The following is a 24,744-nucleotide window of genomic DNA, read 5'->3' as shown; positions in this document are numbered from 1 at the left end:
AGGAGAGCTGATATGCCCGTCGAAAACTGGATCGCGGACCACCTGGACCGGCTGAAGGCATTCCGCCGCGACCTGCACCAGAACCCCGAACTGCTGTATGATCTGCCGCGCACCGCCGGACAGATCGCCAAAGCCCTGCGCGAGGCGGGCGTTGACGAGGTGCATGAGGGTATCGGCAAGACCGGGGTCGTCGCCGTCATCCGCGGGCAATCGACCGCCTCGGGCCGGATGATCGGGCTGCGCTCCGACATGGATGCGCTGCCGATCCATGAGGCCACGGGCGCGGAATGGGCGTCGAAGGTGCCGGGTAAGATGCATGCCTGCGGCCATGACGGGCATGTGACGATGCTTCTGGGCGCGGCCATCGGCCTTGCGCAGAACCGCAATTTCGACGGCACCGCGATCCTGATCTTCCAGCCCGCCGAAGAAGGCGGCGCAGGGGCCCGCGCGATGATCGAAGACGGGCTGTTCAAGCGCTTTCCGGTGAACGAGGTTTACGGAATGCACAACCGCCCCGGTCTGCCGCTGGGTCATTTCACCATCGCGCCGGGGCCGATCATGGGCTCGGTCGACATGATCGAGATCGAGATCGAAGGCGTCGGCGGTCATGCCGCGCTGCCCCATACCACGGTTGACCCGATGCCGGTCCTGGCCGCGGTGATCCAGGCCGCGCAAACCGTCACCGCCCGCAATATGGACCCGATGGACAGCGCCGTCGTGTCGATCACCACGGTCTCGGGCGGCGATGCGTTCAACGTGATCCCGCAAACCCTGCGGATGACCGGCACCGTGCGGACGCTGCGCGAAGAGGTTCGCGACCTGATCGAGGCGCGGCTGACGGCGATCATCCCGGCGATCGCCACGGCCTATGGGGCGACCGGACGGCTGAATTACACCCGCCATTACCCCGTCACCGTGAACCACGCGGCCGAGACCGAGATCGCGGCGCAGATCGCCGAGAAACTGGCCGGCCCCGACCGCGTCACCCGCGACATGCCGGCCTCGCTGGGGGGCGAGGATTTCTCGTTCATGCTGAACGAAGTGCCGGGCGCCATGATCAATCTGGGCAATGGCGACAGCGCGGGCCTGCACCATCCGGCCTATGATTTCAACGACGAGGCCATTGCCTGGGGCAGCTCGTACTGGTGCGCGCTGCTGCGCGGCCGCCTGCCCCTGAACGCCTGAGACGGGATAGAAAATGTCGGATCTGCTTACCCTCGGCTTCGATGCCGGGTTGCCGCCCTTGCCCGAATGCCATGAACGCGCCTGGGCGCGTCATGCCATCGGCATTCTGAACGGCGACGCCCATCGCTCGGCCGATACCCATCTGGTCAAACCCGATTTCGCCGGGCTGAAGGGGATTTCGGTCTATTTCAAGGATGAAAGCACCCATCCGACCGGCAGCCTGAAACACCGCCTGGCGCGCTCGCTGTTCCTTTACGGCATCTGCAATGGGCGCATCCGCCAGGGCACGACGCTGGTCGAGGCCTCATCGGGTTCGACCGCCGTCTCCGAGGCCTATTTCGCCCGCCTGCTGGGCCTGCGGTTCATCGCGGTGATGCCGCGATCGACCAGCCGCCAGAAGGTCGACGAGATCACCCGTTTCGGCGGCGAAAGCCATTTCGTCGATCACGCAGGCGCGGTCTATGCCGCCGCCGCGCAAATCGCCGATGAAACGCAGGGCTATTACCTCGACCAGTTCACCTATGCCGAACGCGCGACCGACTGGCGCGGCAACAACAACATCGCCGACAGCATCTTCCGCCAGATGGAGGATGAGGAAAGCCCCGTCCCCGAATGGGTGGTGATGAGCGCGGGCACCGGCGGCACCGCCGCGACGCTGGGCCGTTACATCCGCTATCGCAACCTCGGCACCCGGCTTTGCGTGGTCGATGTCGAAGGCTCGGCCTTCTACGATGCCTGGCGGCTGAATGACCGCGAGGTCACCGCGCCGGGATCGCGCATCGAGGGCATCGGCCGCCCGCGGGTCGAGCCGTCCTTCGTGCCCGGGGTGATCGACCATATGATGGTGGTGCCCGATGCGGCGTCGATCGCCGCAATGCATGTGCTGAGCGAGCGGCTGTATCGCCGCGTCGGCGGGTCGACCGGGACGAACTTCTTCGGCCTGTGCTGCATCGCCTCGGCCATGATGCGCGAAGGGCGCAAGGGATCGCTGGTGTCGCTGATCTGCGACAGCGGCGAGCGGTATTCGGCGACCTATTACAATCCCGACTGGCTGGCCGAGCAAAAGATCGACATCGCGCCCTGGCGTCAGATGATCGAGCGCCTGATCGACTGACCGCGGCCTGCGCGGGGTGTCTGGCCCCGCGCAGGCGACTTAGGGACCGACGGTGAGGCGGCTGCACGCGGCGAAACTTCGCAGACCTCTGCCGTTTCATGCGCATACATAGTCCAACACCGTATGGATATCAGCACGGGAAAGGCCCCGTCATCAGCCAGGAAGCCCCATGGGATACACCTTGGAAATCACCGGCAAGGCCGTGCGCCAGATCGAAGCGGCGCAGGCGCTGATCCCGCCGGGCACCCAGATCAACATCGCCTTCCTCGGCAACGAAACCCATGCGCAACGGGTCAATGCCGCCCGGGTGATCCGCGCCTGCGGCTTTCAGCCGGTGCCGATCCTTTCCGCGCGCCGCCTTCTGTCCGAGGCCGATGCGTCCCAACTGATTTCCGACTATCAGAACGCCGCCGCACCCGAGCGCTTTCTGATCGTCGGCGGCGATCCTGAACGCCCGCAAGGGCCCTACCAGAACGCGATGGCGCTGATGAACAGCGGCATTCTTGGCCGGTTCGGCATCAAGACGGTCGGGATCGTCGCCTATCCGGAAGGTCACCCGGCCATCGCACCCCCCGCCCTGTGGGCGGCCCTGGACTGGAAGCGGCGCTTTCTTGACGAAGCGGGGATCTCCTTCGAGATCACCACGCAATTCGTGCTGGATCCCCTGGCGATTGCGGCCTGGCTGGCCGATCTGCGCGCACGCGGGATCGACACCCTGGTGCGGCTGGGCGTGAACGCGCCCGCCCCGGCAAAGCGGCTGCTGTCCTATGCGCGGATGTTTGGCACCAAGGCGGATGCAGAGATCTGCGCCCGCTATGCGATGCCCGATGACCGTGACGCCATCGCCGCGCCAGAGCCGTTTCTGACGGCGCTGGACACGGCGCTTGCACAGATCGCCCCCGGGCGGATCGACGCCCATCTCTATCCGTTTGGCGGCATCGGCATGGCGGCAGGCTGGGCGCAGGGCTGGCGCGGCCTGTCCTGACCCGGGGGGCGAGCCATCCCAAGGTTCGGGGCCATCGACATTGGACAGGACTGTATGCTTCCGACGGTCTTCGCAAGATTGCAGATCCCCGCCTGTCGCCTCGGGCCCGCCGGGCGCCCCCTGTCACGGCCAGTCGGCATAGCCGCGTTCGGGCGCCTGCGGCTGGGCCTGGGTCTGCAGCCCGGCGCGATGATGCAGCGGCGAGACCCCCATGGCGCGGCGGAAGAACCGGCTGAAATTATGGGGTTCGCTGAAACCGCAGGCCCAGGCGATGGCGGCCACAGGCTCGTCCGTGCGCTCGATCCGCAGGACGGCCTCGCGCAGCAGGCGCTGGTGGATCAGCTGCAAGGGCGACCGGCCAAGCTTTCGCCGACAGATCCCATGCAGCCGGTCATAGCCGACGCCAAGCAGCCGCGCATACTCGGCCACGCCCAGATGGTGGCGGAAATGCAGCTCCACAAGCGTGCGAAAGGCGCGGATGACTTCGGCCTCGCCGCTGATCCCCGCACCCTCGGGCCGGTCCAGCGGGGCTTCGCGCCAGAGGTTGACCAGCAAAAGGCGCAGCCAGGCGATCACCGCGATATGGGATCCGGGCCGCGACGCCCGCACCTCGGCTTCGATCCGGGCGGCGGGGATCATGTAGCTTTCGGCCATTGTGTCCTGGGCGGGGCGGATCAGGCGGCTTGAGGACAGAAGATCCTGCAAGGCCGGCCCTTCGGCCGAGCGCCCGGCAATCTCGGCGCTGGCCGCCTGCGGGATCACCAGCAGATAGCCCTCGGACCCGGGCCCGAAGACAAGCTGCACGCGTGACGTCTTCTGCACCAGCTGCACAAGCGGCGCGGTCAGGTCTTCGCCCTCTTCGCCCAGCCGCAGCTGACCGGATGCCAGGATCACGACCACGGTCTGGCTTTCGCCCTCGGGCGGGTCGATCCGGCGCGCCCCCCCGCGCAGCATCGGCTGGATCACCTCCACCCCCACCGGGGCCGGCAGGCCAGGGGGCGCGGCAGGAAAGGGAATGGCGCTCATCGGGACGATTTGCCAGAAACAGATACTCTTTGGCAAGATTTTGATATTCAATCCGGGCGCAAAATCCTGATTCCTGAACCTGTCTTAGCGCAGGACATCTGCGGGCCGCTGCCCGCTGGTCTGGAGGGGCCAGTTCCGCGCGAAGCGAGGGAGAGGATCATGGCCAACAGCGCTGGAACCCGGCCATCTTGCATGACGTTTCTGCAAGACGAGGCCGCGTGTTTCGACCGTATCGACCCGATACTGGGCAGCACCGCGTCCAGCGCCCCCGCCTGCACGGCGGCAGATGCCACACGCGCCGTCAACACCGCCGCCCGCGCCTTTGCCGCCTGGTCCGCCACCGCCCCGGCCGAACGTCGCCGCATCCTGATGCGGGCCGCCGAAATCCTGCGCGACAGCGAGCATCGCATCGCGCCCTTGATGATGGCCGAGATCGGGGCGCCCCGGGCCTGGATCAGGATGAACATGCGCCTCGCAAGCGACCATCTGGAAGAGGCCGCCGCGCTGACGACCCAGGCCTTTGGCCATGTGACGCAGGACATGCGCGCCTTCGCCTTTCGCGAAGCGGTGGGCGTCTGTCTGGCGATTGCGCCCTGGAACGCGCCGCTGGTGCTGGCCTCCCGCGCCGTCGCAACCGCGCTGGCGCTGGGGAATACGGTGGTGCTGAAGGCGTCGGAACTTTCGCCCGCCACCCATCTTCTGATCGGCCAGATCCTGACCGAGGCGGGCCTGCCCGAGGGCGTGCTGAACATCGTCACCCACCCCCCCGAAACGGCGGGCGAGGTGGTCGAGGCGCTGATCGCGCATGAGGCCGTGCGGCGGGTGAACTTCACCGGATCGACGCGCGTCGGCCGGTTGATCGCCGAAACCGCCGCCCGGCATCTGAAACGCTGCCTGCTGGAGCTGGGCGGCAAGGCGCCCTTCCTGGTGCTGGAAGACGCCGATCTGGACCTTGCCGCCGAAGAGGCCGCCTTCGGCGCCTTCATGAACCAGGGCCAGGTCTGCATGGCAACCGACCGGATCATCGTGGTCGAGCCGGTGGCAGATCGCTTCGCGGCCCTTCTGGCCGCCAAGGCGCAGCGCCTGCGCGCGGGCGATCCGCGCAGCGGGAAATGGCCGCTCGGCCCCATCGTCAGCCCGCAAGTGGCGCGCAGGCTTTCAGATCTGGTCGGCGACGCCGAACGGCGCGGCGCGCGCATCCTGGCCGGCGGCGCGGCCAATGGCGTTTTCATGGATGCAACCGTGATCGACCATGTCACCCCCGGCATGGCGGTCTATCACGAGGAATGCTTTGGCCCGATCGCCACGATCTGCCGTGCGGTATCGGACGCCGAGGCCGTGTTCATCGCCAATGACACCGCCTATGGGCTGTCTTCCGCGGTGTTTTCCCGCGACCTCGACCGCGCCATGCGCATCGCGCGCCAGATCGATGCCGGGATCTGCCATATCAACGCCACCACGCTGAGCGACCGGGCCGACATGCCCTTCGGCGGCGTGAAAGACAGCGGCTATGGCCGCTTTGGTGGCCGCGCCGCCCTGGATGAATTTACCGAAACCCGCTGGATCTCGCTCGGGCCGTCCGGGCCGCGTCCGGGCTTCGGCGAGGAAGCCCGCGAGGGGAATGGAGAGACAACATGATGCTTTTCGGCAAGACAATCGTGGTGACCGGGGTCGCAAGCGGCATCGGACGGCGCACGGCGGAACTGGCGCTGCAGCTTGGCGCCGAAGTGATCGGCATTGACCGCGCCCGTCCCGATCAGGTCTTTGGCGCGTTCCTTTCGGGCGATCTTGGCACAGCCGAGGGCGTGCAGGCGATCCTGGATGCGCTGCCCGGCGGCATTGACGCGCTGTGCAATGTGGCGGGCGTCTCGGGCCAGACCGGGGTCGCGCATACGCTGGCGGTGAACTTCCTTGGCCTGCGCGCGCTGTCGGAAGGCACCGCGCCGAAGATGCGCGAGGGCGGCGCGATCGTGAACGTGGCCTCGATCGCGGGCTATGGCTGGCGCGCGAATACCGCGCGCGCGACGGGCATGGCCCGAAGCAAGGGCTTTGATGCGGCGGCGCTGGTGGCGGCGTATCAACTGCCCGAAGAGGCGGGCTATCCGATCTCGAAAGAGGTGCTTCTGGTCTGGAACCAGCTTGCCGCGCGGGATCCGCTGTTTCGCGACCGGGGCATCCGCGTGAACGCGGTCTCGCCCGGCCCGGTGACCACCCCGATCCTGACCCAGTTCCGCGACACTTTGGGCGATGCGCGTGTGAATGCCGACATCACCCGTGTCGGCCGTGCCGGCACCGCAGGCGATATCGCGCCGGTGATCCTGTTCCTCTGCTCGGATGCGGCGCGGTGGGTGAATGGCGCGAATATCCCGACCGATGGCGGGCTGGAAGCCGCGGTCAATATCGAAACACTTGGACTTTGAACGGAGAGAAGTCATGAAAATCAGCCATTTGATCAATGGTGCCGACCATCCCGCCAGCGATGGCCGCGTCTTTCAGCGCAAAGACCCGGTGACGGGCGAAGTTGCCAGCACCGCACCCGCCGCCAGCCTTGAGGACGTGAAGACCACCGTGGCGGCGGCCCATGCCGCCTTTGCCAGCTGGTCGCAGACGCTGGTCGGGGAACGGCGCAAGCTGCTGAACCGCGCGGCGGACATCATGGATGCCAAGGCCCCCGATTTCATCGCCGCCGCGATTGCGGAAACCGGCGCGACGGGGCCCTGGATCGGCTTCAACGTGGGCCTTGCCGCGAATATCCTGCGCGAGGCGGCCGCGGTCGTGACCCAGCTTGGTGGCACGGTGATCCCCTCGAACAAGCCGGGCACGCTGGCGATGGCCGTTCACCGCCCCAAGGGGGTTTGCGTCGGCATCGCGCCCTGGAATGCGCCGGTGATCCTTGCGACCCGTGCGGTTGCGATGGCGGTGGCCTGCGGCAATACCGTGATCCTGAAATCCTCCGAGCTGTGCCCCGCGACCCATCGTCTCATCGGCGATTGTTTCACCGAGGCGGGCTTCCCGGCAGGTGTGGTCAATGTGATCTCGAACGCGCCGGAAGATGCAGGCGCGGTGGTCGAGGCGCTGATCCGCGCGCCCGAGGTGCGGCATGTGAACTTCACCGGCTCGACCAAGGTAGGCCGGATCATCGGCCGCCTGGCGGGTGAAGAGCTGAAGCCCGCGATCCTGGAACTTGGCGGCAAGGCGCCCTTCGTCGTGCTGGCGGATGCCGATATCGATGCTGCGGTGAATGCGGCGATCTTTGGCTGCTTCATGAACCAGGGCCAGATCTGCATGTCGACCGAGCGGCTGATCGTCGATGACAGCATCGCCGATGACTTCGCCGCGCATCTGGCGGCGCGGGCGTCGAAACTGCCCGCCGGCAACCCGCGCGAACATGTGGTTCTGGGCGGTCTCTGCACCCCCGGCGCGGGCGACAAGATGGAAGAGCTGATCGCCGATGCCGTCGCCAAGGGCGGCAAGCTGATCGCGGGCGGCACCCGCGACGGCGCGATCGTGGCGGCGACCCTGATCGACCACGTCACGCCCGAGATGCGCATGTATTCGGAGGAAAGCTTTGGCCCGGTGAAGCCGATCATCCGCGTCAAGGGCGAGGAAGAGGCGATCCGCGTCGCCAATGACAGCGACTATGGCCTGTCCTCGGCGGTGTTCTCGCGCGATATCCAGAAGGCGATGGCGGTGGCGAACCGTCTGGAAACCGGGATCTGCCATATCAACGGCCCGACCGTGGGCGACGAGCCGCAGATGCCCTTCGGGGGCGTGAAGGCCTCGGGCTACGGTCGTTTCGGCGGCATGGCGGGTGTGTCCGAGTTCACCGATCTGCGCTGGCTGACCATCGAAGACCCGAACCAGCATTACCCGTTCTAAGCACGAAGGGCGGCCTTCCGGGGCCGCCCTTTTCCGATTATCCGGCGTGTCTTGCGATGAAATCCTGCAGAAGCGCCGCCATTTCCGCGGTGGCCTCGACCGGCGGGATATGCCCGGTCGCGGTCAGGATGTGAAAATCCGCGCCCTTGATCTGCCTGGCCATCGCGCCCACCAGATCGGGCGGCGAGGCGCCATCTTCGGCGCCGCCGATCACCAGAACCGGAAGCGCCAGCACTGCGGTCGTGGCCGTCAGATCCGCCGCGGCAAGCGCGTGGCAGGCCTGGATATAGCCCTCAACCGGGGTGCGGGTCAGCATATTGCGCCAGACCGCCAGATCGGGTTTCGCGCGGTAGACGGGGGCGAACCAGCGTTCCATCACCGCCTCCGCAATCGCCTCGATCCCGCCTTTGCCGATTGCGTCGACGCGCGCGGTCCAGGCCTCGGCCGTGCCCATTTTCGGCGCGGTGTTGGAAAGCACCAGGCCGCGCACAAGGTCGGGCCGCCGGGCGGCCAGCGCCTGGCCGATCATGCCGCCGATGGAAAGACCGACAAACACCACCGGCCCCAGGCCAAGCGTTTCGATCAGTGCTGCGACGTCATCGGCATAGGCTTCAACCGTGACCGCGCCGCCAAGATCGGAAAGCCCGTGGCCCCGCTTGTCGAAGCGGATCGCGCGGATGCCGGGCAGGCGTGCCACCACATCGTCCCAAAGGTGCAGATCGGTGCCAAGCGAATTGGCGAAGACCACCGCCGGCCCGGTTTCCGCCCCGTCGATCCGGTAATGCATCGCGCCCCAGGGGCGGGTGAGAGCAGGCATGATCAGGTCCTTTCCGTTACGATGGCGATGCCCTGGGCCAGCCATCTACCCGGGATAGGCAGAGCCGGGGCGACGGTAAAGCCGCTTGTGCGATATGAAGACTTTGTTCGCCTATCGCACGAATCCGCCCGGTGTTCCTGCGGGAAAAGGCGGGATGGCGGGCCGGCCAAGGGGGCATGCGGGGATCGACACTGTCCTGCGGCGCCGGGTGACCCTGCGCGGCCCGTGCGGCCCCGCTAGGCCTGAAACCGCGCCCGATAGGCCAGCGGCGATTCCCCCGCCTGGCGGCGAAAGCTGCGCGAGAAATAGGCCGCATCCTCGTATCCCAGATGCCAGGAAATCGCGCCGACGGGTTCGCGCGTATAGGCCAGCATCCGCCGCGCCTCTTGCAAGAGGTGCCGCTCCACATACCGCGCGGCAGAGGCGCCGGTCTCGGCGCGGGTCACCCGGTTCAGATGCGTCGAGGTCATGCCAAGCGCCGCTGCGTAATCGCTGACCCGCCAGTGGTCGCGCAAGTGGCGGGTGATCAGCGCGTCAAACGCCGCCATGCGTTTCGCATAGGGGCGCGGCGGCACGGGCGCGGCCGCGCTGATCCGCCGCGCAACCGTGGTCAAAAGCTGCTGCGCCATCGCCTGCAGCATCAGCGCCCGGCCCTGCGCCAATCCGCGATGCTCGGCCGCCAGCGCCGCGACCTGCGCGGCCTCCGCCACGGGCGCGGGTAGAACGGCCCAGGCGGCAAGCGCGGTGGCAAGCGGGCTGTCCGGGCCAAAGACCTGCGGCAGCTCGGCCATCGGGATCGTCACCACCATGCCCGCGGTGCCTTTGGCAAAGCGGAATCCATGCACGGTCAGATGCGGCATCGAGACCAGAACCGGAAGCTGCAACGGGCGGTCCACCCCGTCGGCGCTGAGAACCGCCTCGCCCGAGGTCAGCAGGAACAGCTGATGCAGCCCGGCATGACGGTGAATGTCGATCTGCCAGTCATGCAGCGCGGCGCGGTCATTCACCGTCTCGCAATGCAGGATATCGGGGAAGGCGCGGTTCTCGCCGTAAAGGTCGAACAGAGGGATGGCCGCGCGAATATCCATGTCTCAAAAGTACCATTGATTGGCCGATGGGTCCATTCGCCCCCGCCTGTGCATCGCGCATACCTGCGCGACGTTTCGGGAGGATCATATGCGTACCCAGGTCGCCATCATCGGGGGCGGGCCGTCCGGCCTGCTGCTGTCGCAACTGCTGAACAAGGCCGGCATCGCCACGGTCGTGCTGGAACGCCAGACCCGCGTCTATGTGCTTTCGCGCATCCGCGCGGGGGTGCTGGAACAGGGGATGGTCGATCTCTTGAACCGCGCCGGCTGCGGCGCGCGCATGGCGCGCCAGGGCCTGCCGCATGACGGCTGTTACCTGTCGACCGTACAGGGCCAGTTCCGCGTCGATTTCCACGAGTCCGTGGGCCAGCGCGTCATGGTCTATGGCCAGACCGAGGTCACCCAGGATCTTTATGCCGCCCAGGACGCCATCGGCGCGACGATCATCCATGAGGCGGCGAATGTCGCGCTGCATGACGTCGAGACTGAGGCGCCTTTCGTGACCTATGAGAAGGACGGCCAGACCCACCGGATCGACGCCGACTGGATCGCGGGCTGTGACGGCTTCCATGGCGTGTCGCGCAAGACCATTCCCGCCACCGTCCGGCGCGAGTTCGAAAAGGTTTATCCCTTTGGCTGGCTTGGCATTCTTTCGGAAACCGCGCCGGCGGCGGATGAGTTGATCTATGCCAACCACCCGCGCGGCTTTGCGCTGGCCTCGATGCGCAACCTGCGTCTGTCGCGCTATTACCTGCAGGTGCCGCTGACCGACAAGGTCGAGGACTGGTCGGATGAGGCGTTCTGGGCCGAGTTGAAGCTGCGCCTGCCGCAAGAGGTTGCGGCCAAGATGGAAACCGGCCCCTCGATCGAGAAATCCATCGCGCCCCTGCGCAGCTTCGTGACCGAACCGATGCGCCATGGTCGACTGTTCCTGGTCGGTGACGCCGCCCATATCGTGCCGCCGACCGGCGCCAAGGGGCTGAATCTTGCCGCCTCGGATGTACATTACCTGTTCGATGGATTGTCCGAATTCTACGGCAAAGGCACCACCTCGGGCGTCGATGCCTATTCGGCACGGGCGCTGAAGCGGATCTGGGGCGCGATGCGGTTTTCGTGGTGGATGACCTCGATCCTGCACCGCTTCCCCGACCAGACCGAGTTCGACCAGAAGATCCAGGAAAGCGAGCTGTTGCAGCTGCAAACCCTTGACTCGGCACGGTCGACCATGGCGCGGAACTATGTCGGCCTGCCCTATTAGGGGCAGGTTCGCAGCCGGAACGCGCGGCAGGGATCGCACCGGACGTTGGGGGGGGGCTGGCGCGAAGCCCCTAGGCGTCGGGGCTGATCGCGATGTTCAAAAGCACCTGCCGGCGGTCTTCGGTCGCGATGCGGATCGCCTTTGCCAGCGCGGCGGGCAGGTCGGCGCCATCGGTGACCGTCTGCGTCCAGGCGCGGCTGGCGGCGGCGGTCAGGGTGAAATCCGGGCTGGGTTTAAGGCTGGTCAGCGGCACCTCATTGGCCTGTTTCGCCACGCCCTGCGGGTAAAGCCCCAGCACCGATTGCCGCACCGCCCCCCATTCGCCATTGTTCAGGACCAGCACGACAACGGGCAAGTCATGCGCCTCGGCGACCTGGTGGCAGGCGGTCGGGTTGGCGAACATGTAGCTGCCATCGCCCATGGTCGCGATCACCAGCCGGTCCGGGTCGGCCAGCTGCGCGCCAAGCGCGGCCGGCAGACCCCAGCCCAGGCCACCGGAATGCGGCTCTTGGAAATAGCTCAGATGGTCCTCGAGATCGAGATGCTGCAGCGGGCAGCCCAGTTCATGGAAGACGCTGGCCTTGCGGCCCTTGATCGCGCGGCCCAGGCAATCCGCGACATAGGCCTTGGTCATCGGGCTGCCATTGCCGCGTTCGGCAAGCGCGCTCAGCGCCGCGCGGTTGGCGGCCGAGATGCGCGCGGTGGCCTCCCTGCGGGCGGCCAGCGCGGGTTCGTCGCGGGGCTGGCGGTCGACGGCCTCGATCAGCGCCATCAGCGTCGGGCCGGTTTCGCCCGGCAGGGTCACATGCGCGGGGAAATTGCGGATCGGCGTGCGGCTGAACAGCGGGTCGGGGCCAAGCTGGATCACCTGCACATCCGGGCGCAGCGTGACATGGTCGGGCCACCAGGGCGCCAGCGAGTCGATCACCAGGACCACATCGGCCGCGGCCAGGGCGGCATCGGGGTTCGCGCCGATATGCATCGGATGCGCCAGCCGAAGCGCCGGCGTATTGGCCCAGTATTGCGACACCGGCAGCGCATGGCGGGTGACGAATGCGTCAAAGGCGGCAAAGGCTTCGCTGCTGCCCGCACCGCGCTGCGCAATGATCAGCGGCGCCTTTGCGCCCGCCAGAAGCTGGGCCGCGCGTTCCAGCGCTTCAGGCTGGGGCGCCGGCACCACGGGCACCATGCGCGACGGCTGATCAAGCCCCTCGGCGCCCAGCGTTTCGCACAGAACCTCTCGCGGCAGGCACAGATAGACCGGGCCTTTGGGCACCGATTGCGCGATGGCGCAAGCGCGGTCCAGAACCTCTGGCACCTGATCGGGGAAGCGCAGTTCATATTCCCATTTCGTGCATTCCCGCACCAGCGCGCCCTGGTCATACATCTCTTGCCCCCAGCCGATGGGGACCGTGCGGGCGCCAAATCGGCGGCTTTCGGTGACGGGCGTGCGGCCCGACATCAGAAGCATCGGGATCTGGTCGCACCAGGCGTTGATCGCCCCCATCGCGCCATTGGCAAGGCCGACATTCGTGTGCAGCATCACCGCCGCCATCTTGCCCGAGACCTGGTAATAGCCATGCGCCATGCCCAGCGCGACGCTTTCATGCGGGCAGATCACCGGTGTCGGCAGGCTGATCGCGCGCCGCCCGGCCTCGACCAGACCTTCGACGATGGGCGGGAAGTCGGTGCCGGAATTGACCAGCACATGCTCGACGCCAAGCGCCTTGAGCTTGCCGAAAATCGCGGCGCCTGCGGTGATCTGGCTGTCGGTCATGGGCGGGCTCCGGCGGTGTTCTGGCGGTAGGCGGGCATGGCTTCTGCCAGCCGCACAAGGGTGGTGAGCATGCGGTTGATCGGAACGGGAATGCCAAGCGCCGCGCCCCGCTCGGCAATGGCGGCATTCAGCGCGTCGATCTCGGTGCGCCGCCCGGCCTTGCGGTCCTGCAGCATCGAGGGCGCGTGCAGCAGGTGATGCGCGGCGGCATGGTCGATCAGGGCGCGGACACGTTCGCCGCTGGCGGCAATGCCGCTGGCCCGGGCCACGGCGATGCCCTCGGCGGCGGTATCTTGCGCCAGCGTCAGTGCCTCGGGCAGCGCACCGATGCCGCCGGGCGTGCCGTCAGTCAGCGCACAGATCGCATTCATCGCGCAGTTGAACGCGGCCTTTTCCCAGATTGCGGCCTGGATCTCGGGGTCGGCCTTCGCGTCGATCCCGCCCTTTCGCATGACCGCGACCAGATCATCGAGGATCGGGCGGGCCTGGCCGTCGGCGCTGTAGAAACGGGTCGTCGCCGCCCCATGCGAGGCCACGCGGCCGGGCGCGAGAAATTCGGCCGGCGTCATGGTCAGACCAAGGATCACCCGGTCTGCGGGCAGATGCGCGGCGATCCTTTCGGCATTGCCGATGCCGTTTTGCAAGGTCAGCACCATCGCATCGCCCAGCGCGCCCTTGATGGCGCCCAGCGCGGCGTCGGTGTGGAATACCTTGGTGAACAACAGGACCAGATCCGCCGGGCCGGTGAAATCGGCAGGCGTCATCGCCGCAAGGGGCAGGCGATGTTCGGTTCCGTCCAGATCCGCGATCAGGCCCCGCGCGGCAATCGCCGCCAGATGCGCCGCGTTCACGTCAAGAAGCGTGACCTTCGCCCCGCCAAGCGCCAGCCGCGCCCCGAAGACCGAGCCCATGGCCCCAGCGCCCAGAACTGCAATCCGCATTGATCCTCCCCCGCCGGCACTGGCGTTTTCGCGGGAAAAGATAGCGGCAGCACGGAATATTGTCTAAATTACAATTTGTATGGAGATCATTCATGAAATCAATTCGGCTGGAAGGTTTCGACCTGAACCTTCTGAAACTGTTCGTCGCCCTGGCCGAGACCGGATCGGTCACCGCGGCGGCGGCGCGGGTCGGGTTGACGCAGCCTGCGGCCAGCAATGCGCTTGGCCGGATGCGGCGCATCCTCGACGATCCGCTGTTTCTGCGCAGCCAGAACGCCATGGTGCCCTCCCGCTACGCGGCCGAGGTCCTGCCCGCCGTGCAGACCGCGCTTTCGACCATGATCGACGCGCTGAACCGGGCAAGCAGCTTTCAGCCCGGCGAAAGCCGCAGGCGGTTTCGCATGTCGCTTTCGGGGCTGGGCGAAGCGATGTTCCTGCCCGCGCTGGCCCGGGCGGTGGTGGCCGAGGCGCCCTTTGTCACGCTGGAAAACGCGCCGGTGCCGCTGGCCGATCTTGGCCAGGGGCTGATGTCGGGCCGGATCGACCTTGCCATCGGTCTGGTGACCCTGGCCGATCCCGGGGTGGAAACCATCACCCTTTACACCGAACGCTATGTCGCAATCTGTGCGCCGGATGATCCGGCGCCGCCGCAGACGCCCGCGGCGCTGAAGGGCGCGGCGCTGCTGATTGCAGCGCCCGCCGCGACCTATGCCGGCGAGATCGGCGCGATCCTTGCGCGGCTGGGGCTGGAGACGAACCCCAGCCTGGTGATCCGCGAATTCGCGGCCCTGCCGGATCTGCTGGCGGGTGGCCATTACGTCGCCATCGTGCCCGCGCGTTACGGCGAGATGCTGGCGCGCGCCGGACGCGCCAGGCTGCTGCCGATCACGCTTGGCCAGGCCGAGACGCCGGTCAACATGGTCTGGGCCGCGCATTCCATGGGTGATGCGGGGTTTCGCTGGTTTCGCAGCCTTGTCGAACGCGCGATCCGGCAGCCCGCGGCCCCTGGCCCTGACCCGAGCGCGACGGGTGCGCGCGGGGCATTGTCAGCAGTGCCGCCCCCCGGGGCCGCGGTACCGCCGCACGGAAAAAGCCGCCCGGATCCTGATCCGGACGGCCAGTGAGGCCTGATGCCTGAAGGAGAGTGGCGTCAGGCGGCGGCGCGTTTGCGCTGCTCGTTCACCTGGTTGTCGACACCGTCAATCAGCGGCGTCAGGAAGATGTCGAACTCGATCTCGGCGAAGGGGCCGTTCAGGCCGTTCGCGTGGATGCTTTCCTCATCCCTGCGCTCTTTGACGCTGGGCACCAGGCCCTCGCGAGTTGCATAGGCGAAGTCGTCATTGATCAGCGGGTCGCCCTCGATGTTGATCTGGGTGGTCAGCTTGCGGTGATCCGGCGCGCTGACGAAGAAATGGATATGCGCCGGGCGCTGGCCGTGACGGCCAAGCGAGGACAAGAGCCGCTCGGTCGGGCTGCCCGGGGGAACACCATAGCCCGAAGGCAGGATGCTTTGGAATTTGTAGCGGCCGTTTTCATCGGCGATGATGGTGCGGCGCATGTTGAACGGCGCCTGGATGCCGGTCGGGTCGAAATGCGAATAGAAGCCCCGGGTGTCGCAATGCCAGACCTCGACCTTCGCGCCCGGCAGCGGCTTTTTGTCGGCGTCATGCACCACGCCATGCATGATCAGCGTCTGGCCATCAAGATCGCGGCCATCGTCAAGCCGCGCGAAGCCCACCGATTCCGGCGCGCCGGCCACATAAAGCGGCCCCTCGATGGTGCGCGGCGTCGGGTTGTCGATGCCAAGCGCCGCGTCGATCGCATCAAGCCGTTCGTCGATGAAGTGATCCAGCCCCAGCCCGGGCGAGATCAGCCCCGCCTGCCCTGCCGCCCCGATATCATTCAGCCAGGCGATGCCGGTCCAGTATTCGTCGGGCGTGATGTTCAGATCGTCGATGGCCTTGAACAGATCCGACATCAGGCGATGCGTGATCTCTTTCATCCGCGCATTGCCTTTCGAATTGTCCAGCCCGCTCAGCGTCTTGAGGAAGTCCTGGATATCTGGGCGGTCGAAGATCTTGACGGTCATGGTTTTTCTCCTCCTGGATCATTGGGAATGGGGCCGCGCACTCTCCTCTCGCGTCCCCCCGGGCATTGGTCAGCTGTCGTCTTCGCGGATCGAAGACGGGTGGCGCAGCAGCGGCGTCACCTTGATTTCCATGAATTTGAACAGCGGCAGACCCAGCAGGATCTCATGCAATTCGGTATTGTCCTGCACATCGAAGACGCTGAAATTCGCGTATTCCCCGGCCAGCCGCCAGATGTGGCGCCATTTGCCGCTGGCCTGCAATTGCTGCGAATAGGCCTTTTCGCGGGCAAGGATACCGGCCAGCTCATCGGCGGGCAGATCGCGGGGGATGCGGACATCCATGCGGACGTGAAACAGCATTGACGCCTCCTCTCAGATGGATTTGCGGGCAAAGCCATCGCGGGCGAAGAAGGCCACGCGATCCTCGTCCAGCGCGATCCCCAGTCCGGGGCCATTCGGCACGGTCAGCTCGAAATCGCTGTAATCAAGCGGATCCTGCAGGATTTCCTCGGTCAGCAGCAGCGGGCCGAAAAGCTCGGTCCCCCAGTCCAGCCGCGGGAAGGTGGCAAAAAGATGCGCCGCGGCCACGGTGCCCGGCGCGCCTTCCAGCATGGTGCCGCCGTAAAGGCCGATCCCCGCGGCATCGGCAATCGCCGCCGTGCGGCCTGCGGCGAAAAGCCCGCCATTCTGCTCGATCTTGATCGCGAACACATCGGCGCCATGCACGCGCGCGATCTCGAAGGCCGAGTCCGGCCCGGTGATCGATTCATCCGCCATCAGCGCAACCGGGAACCGCCGCACCAGCCGCGACAGGCCCGCGGCGGTGGCGACGGGTTGCTCGACCAGCTCGCAGCCGGCATCGGCCAGGGCCGCCATGCCCCAGGCCGCCTCGACCTCGTTCCAGGCCATGTTCACATCGACCCGCACGGCGGCGCGTTCGCCCAGCGCGCGCTTGATCTCGGCGACATGGGCGATGTCCTGGCGCAGGGCCTTTGCCCCGATCTTCAGCTTGAAGATCCGGTGGCGGCGCAGGTCGAGCATCGTCTCGGCCTCGGCAATGTCGCGCGCGGTATCGCCCGAGGCCAGCGTCCAGGCGACGGGCAGACGGTTGCGCTGGCGCCCGCCAAGCAGCTCGCTGACCGCCAGGCCGCAGCGTTTGCCCAGAGCATCCAGCAGCGCGGTCTCGACGGCGCTTTTGGCAAAGCGGTTGTCTTTGACCATCTTGCCGATCCGCGCCATCAGCGCCTGAACCCGGCCTGCATCCTGGCCGATCATCAGCGGCGCGAAATAGGTGTCGATCGCCAGCTTCATGCTTTCAGGGCTTTCCGCCCCATAGGCGAGACCGCCGATCGTCGTGCCCTCGCCGATCCCGATGCTGCCGTCCGAGCAGGTCACTTTGACCAGCATCAGCGTCTGGCCGTTCATCGTCGCAACCGAAAGCTTGTGCGGCCGGATCGTCGGCAGATCGACAAGCAGCGTCTCGACGCGGTCGACACGGATGCCGCTGGCCGGGATGCTGCCCTGCGGGTGGGATGTGAGGGTCTGGTTCATGGCCCGCATCATGCGGGCCGCCGCCACGGGCGTCCAAGATCATTTGCATTTGATGCGATACCTGAAAGGTATTATTACCGGGACCAATGGCATGATCAGGGTCTTAGACCGGGGCATGGGCGATGGATCTTCGGCAGATGCGCTATTTCGTGGCGGTGGCGCGGGAGCGCAATTTCACCCGCGCCGCGCAGATGCTGAACATCGCGCAACCGCCGCTGAGCCGGCAGATCCAGCTGCTGGAGGAAGAGCTGGGCGTGCCGCTTGTGCTGCGCAACAGCCGCCCGGTGCGGCTGACCGATGCCGGGCGGCTGTTCCATGAACATGCGTTGCAGGTCCTGGGCCGGGTGGAGCAGATGCAAGCCGCGACGCGCCGCGTCGGGCTGAACCAGAACCGGGTTCTTTCCATCGGCTTTGTCGCCTCGACCCTTTACGGCGGCCTGCCGGTTCTGGTGCGCAAACTGCGCCAGAAGATGCCGGATCTGGATATCCAGCTGCTTGAACTGCTGTCGGTGCAGCAGATCCCGGCGCTGAAAGAGGGCCGGATCGATATCGGTTTCGGGCGCCTGCGCCAAAGCGATCCGGGGGTGACCAGCACCGTGATCTATGAGGAACGGCTTGCGCTGGCCGTGCCGCCGGATTCGCCCCTGGGCCGCGAAAGCGGGACGCTGCCCTTCTCGGCGCTGAGCGGGGAAAAGCTGATCGTCTATCCGAAAGAGCCGCGCCCCAGCTATGCCGATCAGGTGCTGACCCTGGTTCAGGAGGCCGATATCCGCCTGGGCGAGGTGCAGGAGGTGCGCGAGATCCAGACCGCGCTTGGCCTGGTCGCGGCGGCGGCGGGGCTGTGCATCATCCCGGCTTCGGCGCGACAGATGCGGGCGGATCTGCAGTTTCGCCTGATCGAAGACCCGCGCGCGGTGTCGCCGGTGATCGTCAGCCACCGCGCCGGCGATACCTCGCCCTGGCTTTCCATGGTGCAGGATCTGCTTGCCGAGATCATCGAAAGCGCCCCGCCCTGGATGGAGCGCGACTAGGTGGACATCATATCAAAGAGGTATCCAAGAATACCCTTTTTGCGGGTTGTGGCAGTCTGTGGAATCGGCTTCCATGACGCCTTCGGACGATAGCTGAAAGGCCAGGTCGTTCCGGATTCCGCTCTGGGAGGAGATCATGGAATTCCGGCAGCTCAAGTACTTCCTTGCCGTCGCCGAAGAACTGCACTTCGGCCGCGCCGCCACGCGCCTTGATATGGCGCAGCCGCCCTTGTCGCGCCAGATCGCCGCGCTGGAAGAGGATCTGGGCGTGCAGCTGTTCGACCGCAGCCGCAGCCAGATCCGGCTGACCCAGGCCGGGCTGGTGCTGCAGGACCACGCCCGGCAGCTGATCGAGCGGCTGGATGCGGCGCGGCGCGAGACCCAGCTGGTGGGGGCGGGCGGCGCCGGTCGGCTGCGCATCGCCTTTGTCGGATCGGCCTCGCATGGGCTGCTGCCGATGCTGATCAAAGCCTACCGATCCAGCTACCCCGAGGTCGAGCTGGCGCTGTCGGCGATGAACAATGCCGAATTGCACCGCGCCCTGATCACCCGCGAAATCGACATCGCGGTCGCGCGCCCCGAGTTGAAGGATGACGAATTCCGCCGCGAGCTTCTGTACCGCGAACGCCTGATCCTGGCCCTGCCCGACAACTCGCCGCTCGCCGCGCAGCGCGAGGTGCATTTTGCCGATCTGAGCGGGCAGAACTTCGTCCTCTATCCCCGGCGCCCCCGCCCGGGCTATGCCGATCTGGTGCTGTCGATCTGCGAGAAAGAGGGCGTGAAGCCCGCCAATCTGGAACTGACCCAGGATTTCCAAAGCGCGATCTCGCTGGTGTCGGTGGGGGTCGGGCTGTCGGTGGTGCCGGAATCGGTCAGCAATACCACGCGCCCCGGTGTGGTGTTCCGCCCCTATGGCGGCCACAATCCCGGCACCGCGCTGACGGTGCATTCACGGCTGGACAATCGCGCGCCGCAGGTGGTGAATTTCATGGAGACCACGCGGAAATTCGTGCGGCTGGGACAGAATGCCTGTGCCTAGCCCGGCTTGTAGCCCAGACGGGCAGAGATCTGCTGCGCGGCCTCGACCGTAACCGATCGGAAGGCGCGGGGCTGGCGGGCATGCCGGCCTTCGGGCACCGTCATCGACAGGACCGCCACCGCCCGGCCCGCATGATCGCAAACCCTTGCGGCAAGGCAGATCAGGTCTTCATCCTCGCCGATCGGGCCGCTGTCGAAGCCCTCGGCCGCGATCCGCGCCAGGTCTTCGGTCAGCCGGGCGCGGCAATCGACCCCGCCGCCAGAGCGGCAATGTTCATTCAGCCACAGCCCCAGCCGCGCCGGGCTGAACGAGGCCAGATGCAGCCGCCCCGGCGGCGCCTGGTTCAGCGCGACATGCGGACCCAGCACATTGGTCGAGACATGCAGCGGGCGGTTGCCATCCATCGCCTCGACCAGCAACAGCCGGCCGTGGTCGTGCATGGTCAGATGCAGCGTCTCGCGATGCTCGGCGGCCAGCCGCGCCATCACCGGGCGGGCGGCCTCGACCAGGGACGAGCTGTCTTCCAGCGCGTGGTACAGCGTCGCGACCAGCGGGCCCAAGCGATACCGCCCGCGCGAACTTTTGCGCAACAGCCCGATGGCCGCCAGTCCGTCCACCAGATCATGGGTGCCGCTGACAGAGTTCTGCATGATGCGCGACAGCGCCGTGACGCTGTGTTCCGGATGATCGGCGGTGAAACAGCGCAGCACCTCGCCCAGTTTGCGGATCGTTTTCACGCGGCCCTCCCCTGCCCCTTGCACGGCCACTTTCCGGTAATGCCGGAAAAAGGCCAGGTATTACCCGATACCTTCCGAGATTTGCGCCGCGCTGGCAATCTTGCGCCCGGAGAGGGCCGAAGCGCCCGAGGGAGGAAGCGATGAAAGACCAGACCACCATCACCCGGACCCCCTATACGGGCGCCGAATTTCTCGACAGCATCCGCGACAATCGCGAAATCTACATCCATGGCGAGCGGGTGAAGGATGTCACCACGCATCCGGCCTTCCGCAACTCGGCCCGGATGGTGGCGCGCTGGTATGACCGGCTGAATGCCGAGAAAGCCACGCTGGGCCGGCCCACCGATACCGGGTCGGGCGGGTGGACGCATCCCTTCTTCAAGGGCGCGAAAACCACCGAAGATCTGATCGCGGGCCGCGACGCCATTGCTGCCACGCAGAAGGTGGCGAATGGCTGGATGGGCCGCTCGCCCGATTACAAGGCGGCGTTTCTGGGCACGCTGGGCGCGAATTCCGAATTCTACGGCGAATATGCCGGCAATGCCAAAGCCTGGTATGCCCGCACCCAGGAACGGCTGGATTACTGGAACCATGCCATCGTCAACCCGCCGATCGACCGCCACCTGCCGATCGAGGAAACCGGCGATGTCTATATGCAGGTCGAGAAGGAAACCGATGCGGGGCTGATCGTCTCGGGCGCGAAAGTGGTCGCCACCGGGTCGGCGCTGACCCATTGCAACTTCATCGCGCATTACGGCATTCCGATCAAAGAGAAGAAATTCGCGCTGATCTTCACCGCGCCGATGGACAGTTCGGGCGTCAAGCTGATCAGCCGCGCCAGCTACGAGCTGAACGCCGCGGTGATGGGTACGCCCTTCGACTATCCGCTGTCGTCGCGCGCCGATGAGAATGACGCCATCCTGGTGTTCGACAAGGTGCTGGTGCCCTGGGAGAATATCTTCATCTATGGCGATATCGCCAAGATCAACGCCTTCTTCCCGGCGTCGGGGTTCGTGCCGCGCTTTACGCTGCATGGGGCAACCCGGCTGGCGGTAAAGCTGGACTTCATCGCAGGCCTTTTCTCGCTGGCGCTGGAGGCCACCGGCTCGGGCGCCTTCCGCGGCCCGCAAACGGCGGTGGGCGAGGTGCTTGGCTGGCGCAACATGTTCTGGGCCTTTTCGGATGCGATGGTGAAAAGCCCGGTCCCCTGGGCCGGCACCGACGGCTATGTGCTGCCGAACATGAACTACGGCCTCGCCTCGCGGATCTTCGCGCCGATGGCCTATAATCGCATCAAGGAACTGATCGAGCGCAACGTCGCCTCGGGGCTGATCTACCTGCCGTCCTCGGCGCTGGATTTCGCATCCGACGCGGTGCGCCCCTATCTGGAACGGTTCGTGCGCGGATCGAACGGTATGGTGGCGCTGGACCGGGTGAAGCTGCTGAAACTTCTCTGGGATGCGCTGGGGTCGGAATTCGGCGGGCGGCATGAGCTGTATGAAACCAACTATGCCGGCAATTACGAAAACATCCGCATCGAGACCATGCTGACCGCCCAGGCGACCGGCGAGATGGAGATGCTGCATCAGACCGTGCGCGACTACATGTCGGAATATGACCTGACCGGATGGACCTCCCCCGACCTGATCAATCCATGGGATGTGAACCGCCTCAAGGCCGGGTTCCAGGGCTGAGACAGGTCGACCTCGGGGGCGGGGCCGCAAGCGCCCCGCCCCCGTTTCCGGACAGAAGACTGGGCCAGAAGGATGGTCAACATGGGGCTTGATTTCAGCGGTGAGAAACGGCGTGTCGTCACCGACCGGCAAATCGCGCTGGCGGCAAGTGTGGTGGCGGTGGGGGCGTTTGACGGCGTTCATCGCGGCCATCAGGATCTGATCCGGGCCGCGGTGGCCGAGGCCGCCGAGCGCCGCCTTCCGGCGGTGGTCTGGACCTTTGACCCGCCGCCCAAGGTGCATTTCGGGCGCGCGGCGCGGCTGATGCCGCTTGGCGAGAAGCTTTCGCGGATCGCCGCCCTTGGGCCGGACTGGATCGTCGTCGCCCCCTTCACCACGCGCTACGCCGGCCGCAGCGCGGCGGATTTCATCGCCGATCTGGCCCGCATCGCACCCGCCCGCATCCATGTCGGCGCCGATTTCCGCTTTGGCGCAAAGCAATCCGGCGATGTCGCGCTGCTTGCCCGGCATTATGCGCTCGCGCAGGCGAAGCCCACCTGCTGCTGCGCGGGCGAGACGATTTCGTCAAGCCGGATCAGGGCCTTGCGGGCCGCCGGCGCGCATGATGAGGCCGCGGCCCTTCTGGCGGCCCCGCCCCCCTGGCAGATGCTGGGCGCGGCGCTTTCGACAACCGATATCCGCCACAAGGACGATCACGATGTCTGGAATTGACCCGCGCGACCTGCGCAATGCCTGCGGCGGTTTTGCCACCGGCGTCACCGTCATCACCACGCGCACCGAGACCGGCGATCACGGCATGACCGCCAATGCCTTCATGTCGGTCTCGCTTGACCCGCCGCTGATCACCGTCTCGCTGGATCACAAAAGCAAGATGCGCGACCGCATCCGCGCCTCGGGACGCTATGCCGTCAGCGTCTTGGCCCATGACATGGAACATGTCGCCTGGCATTTCGCGGGCCGCCATAACGCAGACCTGGCAACTATCCTTGAAGACCGCCACGGCCTGCCGGTGGTGCCCAATGCGGCGGCGACCTTCGTGACCGAGGTCGCGCAAGAGGTCGAGGCGGGCGACCACACGCTGTTCATCGGCCGCGTCCTGCATCTGGAGCGGCGCGATGACAGCGAGCCGCTGCTGTTTTGCAGCGGCAAGTTCGGGCGGGTGGCGGTGGCGGACTGACCGTCCCGCCGTCAGCCGCGCGCAACGATGATGAAGAAGACAAACACGGCCGCGGTTGCCGCGAGGCCGATGAAGGTCAGGCCGGGAAGAATATAGTCCATCGTAAACCTCATTCGGGTTCAGGGCTTAAGAGGCAGGCTGCGGTCAGGTGACCTTAACCCAATTCGGTCGCGGGCGCAGCCTTGGCTGCATCCGCATGGCAAGCGTTTCGAACTCTGCGCGCAGGATCGGCAACAACGCAGCGGTCGCGGCCCGGTCCTCGCCCCCGGCGACGCCAGAGACAAAAAGCCGAGCCGACCGCGAGGTCACCGAAACCGGCGAAAGGGACAGGCCGTCATCGGTATAAAGACGGGTGTTCCAGACGGTCGACAGCGCCTCGCGACGTCTCGTTGAATAGGCACCCGGGCGCAGGCCGTCTTTGACACAGATCACGGACCAGGCCAGCTGAACCCGCGCCCGGACCATCTGCCGGACCGGCCAGGACCAGGACGAGTTGGTCAGCCCCAGATCCAGCGCCCAGCGGATGAAAAGCGCGGCCTCCTGTCGGTGGCGCTGTTTGCTGTAGCCCTTCAGCGCCGCGAGATGGGGCCTTGTCGCTTCCGCCAGCCGATCCTGCGCCTCGCGCGCCCTGATCCTGAGCCCGATCATGCGCGTGGCCTTTCCCGCCCCGCCGGCGCGCTGCCGCACAAGGCCATCGAGCCCTCGGCAAACCGACAGACCCGCGCCCCCTGCCCGCTTCGCGCCGAAGCCCGCGACAGCGGCCGGCCGGCCGCTGTCGCGCTTGGGCTGTGACGCAGGCTGGTCGCCATGGGGCCAGGGGGCGCGAAGGAACGGAGGGCAAGCAGCGCCACGGCTTTTCAGGCTCCTGACTCAAACATCCTCAGACCCTGTACCCTACCGAGGCGACAGGGGCGAGGGAGGCTTGGCGCATCTGGCATCGCGGGTTGCGGACCGCGCGACCGTCTCTCCACCGCGCGAAGACCGTCAGCCAGCTGAAGAACGGAGGCATCGCGCTGGTGATGAAAATGACCGAGGGCACGCAGTCGATTTCCGACAGCCGGGATATCCGGCGGGTCGCGCTGATGGACAAGATCCCGTATTTCACCACGGCAGCGGCGAGCGTGGCGGCGGTGGCGGCGATGAAGGCAAGGGGCGAGGGGTATGGCGTGAGGACGTTGCAGGGGTGAGGTAGATCACCCCTGCAACGTCAACAAAATATTTACGCATTGCACGAACAGTGCTAGCGTCAGGCAACACTCGGAAGGGTAGCGCACAATGGATGGCTTCACTATGACGCTGGCCGTTGCCAGCGCGATTAATCTTGTAAACATATTGTTATTGATATATTTGGCCCTG

The 24,744-nt window shown here is 66.3% G+C and carries 23 protein-coding genes and 1 pseudogene; 14 read left to right on the top strand and 10 right to left on the bottom strand.

All coding sequences use genetic code 11. The features are described from left to right. The first annotated feature begins 12 nt into the window (after nt 1-12). From K1Y73_RS04260 to K1Y73_RS04250, 3 genes are all read left to right on the top strand, one after another. Nucleotides 13-1,185 (top strand): M20 aminoacylase family protein, encoded by a 1,173-nt coding sequence (locus tag K1Y73_RS04260; protein WP_225026720.1) that lies wholly within the window; start codon nt 13-15, stop codon nt 1,183-1,185. A 13-nt stretch (nt 1,186-1,198) separates the two neighbouring features. Then, nucleotides 1,199-2,299, top strand: coding sequence for a PLP-dependent cysteine synthase family protein (locus K1Y73_RS04255; protein WP_225026718.1), 1,101 nt, complete (start codon nt 1,199-1,201; stop codon nt 2,297-2,299). Nucleotides 2,300-2,468: 169 nt separating this feature from the next. Next, a complete protein-coding gene (locus K1Y73_RS04250; RefSeq protein ID WP_225026716.1) occupies nt 2,469-3,284 on the top strand; it encodes a methylenetetrahydrofolate reductase in 816 nt (271 codons plus the stop codon). Between the two features lie 123 nt (nt 3,285-3,407). On the opposite strand, the gene K1Y73_RS04245 is transcribed toward K1Y73_RS04250, so the two are convergent. After that, entirely contained in the window at nt 3,408-4,310 is a 903-nt protein-coding gene (locus K1Y73_RS04245) for an AraC family transcriptional regulator (RefSeq protein ID WP_225026715.1), read from the bottom strand. A gap of 192 nt (nt 4,311-4,502) precedes the next feature. On the opposite strand from K1Y73_RS04245, the gene K1Y73_RS04240 reads away from it, so the two are divergent. The 3 genes from K1Y73_RS04240 to K1Y73_RS04230 are packed head-to-tail and all read left to right on the top strand — an operon-like array spanning nt 4,503 to nt 8,189. Beyond that, nucleotides 4,503-5,948: an aldehyde dehydrogenase family protein gene (locus tag K1Y73_RS04240; protein WP_225026714.1), complete on the top strand. Its 1,446-nt coding sequence runs from the start codon at nt 4,503-4,505 to the stop codon at nt 5,946-5,948. Next, on the top strand, nt 5,945-6,730 hold the full coding sequence (locus K1Y73_RS04235; RefSeq protein ID WP_225026713.1) for a coniferyl-alcohol dehydrogenase: 786 nt from the start codon (nt 5,945-5,947) through the stop codon (nt 6,728-6,730). Before K1Y73_RS04240 ends, K1Y73_RS04235 begins: the two co-directional genes overlap by 4 nt. Before the next feature lie 13 nt (nt 6,731-6,743). Next, nucleotides 6,744-8,189 carry an aldehyde dehydrogenase gene (locus K1Y73_RS04230; RefSeq protein ID WP_225026712.1) on the top strand — a complete coding sequence of 482 codons (1,446 nt, stop codon included), beginning with the start codon at nt 6,744-6,746 and terminating at the stop codon, nt 8,187-8,189. A gap of 37 nt (nt 8,190-8,226) precedes the next feature. Here K1Y73_RS04230 and pcaD read toward each other — a convergent pair whose 3' ends face one another. Further along, a complete protein-coding gene (gene pcaD / locus K1Y73_RS04225; protein WP_225026711.1) occupies nt 8,227-9,006 on the bottom strand; it encodes a 3-oxoadipate enol-lactonase in 780 nt (259 codons plus the stop codon). 236 nt (nt 9,007-9,242) lie between these two features. Next, nucleotides 9,243-10,094 (bottom strand): helix-turn-helix domain-containing protein, encoded by an 852-nt coding sequence (locus K1Y73_RS04220; protein ID WP_225026710.1) that lies wholly within the window; start codon nt 10,092-10,094, stop codon nt 9,243-9,245. An 88-nt stretch (nt 10,095-10,182) separates the two neighbouring features. Here K1Y73_RS04220 and pobA point away from each other — a divergent pair, with 88 nt between their 5' ends. Then, entirely contained in the window at nt 10,183-11,352 is a 1,170-nt protein-coding gene (pobA, locus tag K1Y73_RS04215; protein ID WP_225026708.1) for a 4-hydroxybenzoate 3-monooxygenase, read from the top strand. A 70-nt stretch (nt 11,353-11,422) separates the two neighbouring features. Here the strand turns inward: pobA and K1Y73_RS04210 are convergent, their stop codons facing one another. Both K1Y73_RS04210 and K1Y73_RS04205 read right to left on the bottom strand, forming a co-directional pair. Beyond that, on the bottom strand, nt 11,423-13,129 hold the full coding sequence (locus K1Y73_RS04210; protein WP_225026706.1) for a thiamine pyrophosphate-requiring protein: 1,707 nt from the start codon (nt 13,127-13,129) through the stop codon (nt 11,423-11,425). Beyond that, nucleotides 13,126-14,070 (bottom strand): ketopantoate reductase family protein, encoded by a 945-nt coding sequence (locus K1Y73_RS04205; protein WP_225026703.1) that lies wholly within the window; start codon nt 14,068-14,070, stop codon nt 13,126-13,128. The genes K1Y73_RS04210 and K1Y73_RS04205 overlap by 4 nt, the downstream gene beginning before the upstream one ends. Before the next feature lie 92 nt (nt 14,071-14,162). Between K1Y73_RS04205 and K1Y73_RS04200 the strand changes: the two genes are divergently transcribed. Beyond that, on the top strand, nt 14,163-15,194 hold the full coding sequence (locus K1Y73_RS04200; RefSeq protein WP_225026702.1) for a LysR family transcriptional regulator: 1,032 nt from the start codon (nt 14,163-14,165) through the stop codon (nt 15,192-15,194). A gap of 26 nt (nt 15,195-15,220) precedes the next feature. Here the strand turns inward: K1Y73_RS04200 and catA are convergent, their stop codons facing one another. The 3 genes from catA to K1Y73_RS04185 form a co-directional block, all read right to left on the bottom strand. Next, nucleotides 15,221-16,159 (bottom strand): catechol 1,2-dioxygenase, encoded by a 939-nt coding sequence (gene catA, locus K1Y73_RS04195; RefSeq protein WP_225026701.1) that lies wholly within the window; start codon nt 16,157-16,159, stop codon nt 15,221-15,223. Between the two features lie 69 nt (nt 16,160-16,228). Next, nucleotides 16,229-16,519, bottom strand: a complete 291-nt coding sequence (catC, locus tag K1Y73_RS04190) for a muconolactone Delta-isomerase (protein WP_225026700.1) — start codon at nt 16,517-16,519, stop codon at nt 16,229-16,231. 12 nt (nt 16,520-16,531) lie between these two features. Next, nucleotides 16,532-17,710, bottom strand: coding sequence for a muconate/chloromuconate family cycloisomerase (locus tag K1Y73_RS04185; protein WP_225026699.1), 1,179 nt, complete (start codon nt 17,708-17,710; stop codon nt 16,532-16,534). Nucleotides 17,711-17,832: 122 nt separating this feature from the next. Here K1Y73_RS04185 and K1Y73_RS04180 point away from each other — a divergent pair, with 122 nt between their 5' ends. Together K1Y73_RS04180 and K1Y73_RS04175 are read left to right on the top strand one after the other, a co-directional pair. Next, entirely contained in the window at nt 17,833-18,741 is a 909-nt protein-coding gene (locus K1Y73_RS04180; protein WP_225026698.1) for a LysR family transcriptional regulator, read from the top strand. A 136-nt stretch (nt 18,742-18,877) separates the two neighbouring features. Beyond that, nucleotides 18,878-19,780: a LysR family transcriptional regulator gene (locus K1Y73_RS04175; protein ID WP_225026696.1), complete on the top strand. Its 903-nt coding sequence runs from the start codon at nt 18,878-18,880 to the stop codon at nt 19,778-19,780. On the opposite strand, the gene K1Y73_RS04170 is transcribed toward K1Y73_RS04175, so the two are convergent. Beyond that, the gene (locus K1Y73_RS04170) at nt 19,777-20,517 is read right to left on the bottom strand and encodes an IclR family transcriptional regulator (protein WP_225026695.1); all 741 of its coding nucleotides are present in this window, start codon (nt 20,515-20,517) and stop codon (nt 19,777-19,779) included. The genes K1Y73_RS04175 and K1Y73_RS04170 overlap by 4 nt on opposite strands. Nucleotides 20,518-20,657: 140 nt before the next feature. Between K1Y73_RS04170 and K1Y73_RS04165 the strand changes: the two genes are divergently transcribed. The 3 genes from K1Y73_RS04165 to K1Y73_RS04155 all read left to right on the top strand — a co-directional run bounded on the left by K1Y73_RS04165 (nt 20,658) and on the right by K1Y73_RS04155 (nt 23,388). Then, nucleotides 20,658-22,211: a 4-hydroxyphenylacetate 3-hydroxylase N-terminal domain-containing protein gene (locus tag K1Y73_RS04165; protein ID WP_225026692.1), complete on the top strand. Its 1,554-nt coding sequence runs from the start codon at nt 20,658-20,660 to the stop codon at nt 22,209-22,211. Nucleotides 22,212-22,292: 81 nt separating this feature from the next. Continuing rightward, nucleotides 22,293-22,922, top strand: a complete 630-nt coding sequence (locus K1Y73_RS04160) for an FAD synthetase family protein (RefSeq protein WP_225026691.1) — start codon at nt 22,293-22,295, stop codon at nt 22,920-22,922. After that, nucleotides 22,909-23,388 carry a flavin reductase family protein gene (locus tag K1Y73_RS04155; RefSeq protein ID WP_225026690.1) on the top strand — a complete coding sequence of 160 codons (480 nt, stop codon included), beginning with the start codon at nt 22,909-22,911 and terminating at the stop codon, nt 23,386-23,388. The genes K1Y73_RS04160 and K1Y73_RS04155 overlap by 14 nt, the downstream gene beginning before the upstream one ends. Nucleotides 23,389-23,532: 144 nt before the next feature. Here K1Y73_RS04155 and K1Y73_RS04150 read toward each other — a convergent pair whose 3' ends face one another. After that, nucleotides 23,533-24,036: a hypothetical protein gene (locus tag K1Y73_RS04150; RefSeq protein ID WP_225026689.1), complete on the bottom strand. Its 504-nt coding sequence runs from the start codon at nt 24,034-24,036 to the stop codon at nt 23,533-23,535. A gap of 335 nt (nt 24,037-24,371) precedes the next feature. On the opposite strand from K1Y73_RS04150, the pseudogene K1Y73_RS04145 reads away from it, so the two are divergent. Continuing rightward, nucleotides 24,372-24,575, top strand: a pseudogene (locus K1Y73_RS04145) (hypothetical protein); the annotation flags it as partial. Between the last annotated feature and the right edge of the window lie 169 nt (nt 24,576-24,744).

The organism is Xinfangfangia pollutisoli (genome assembly GCF_020179405.1).
GTDB lineage: Bacteria > Pseudomonadota > Alphaproteobacteria > Rhodobacterales > Rhodobacteraceae > Pseudogemmobacter > Pseudogemmobacter pollutisoli.
Note: the sequence above shows the minus strand (reverse complement) of the source record. Positions and strands in the feature narration are given on the sequence as shown.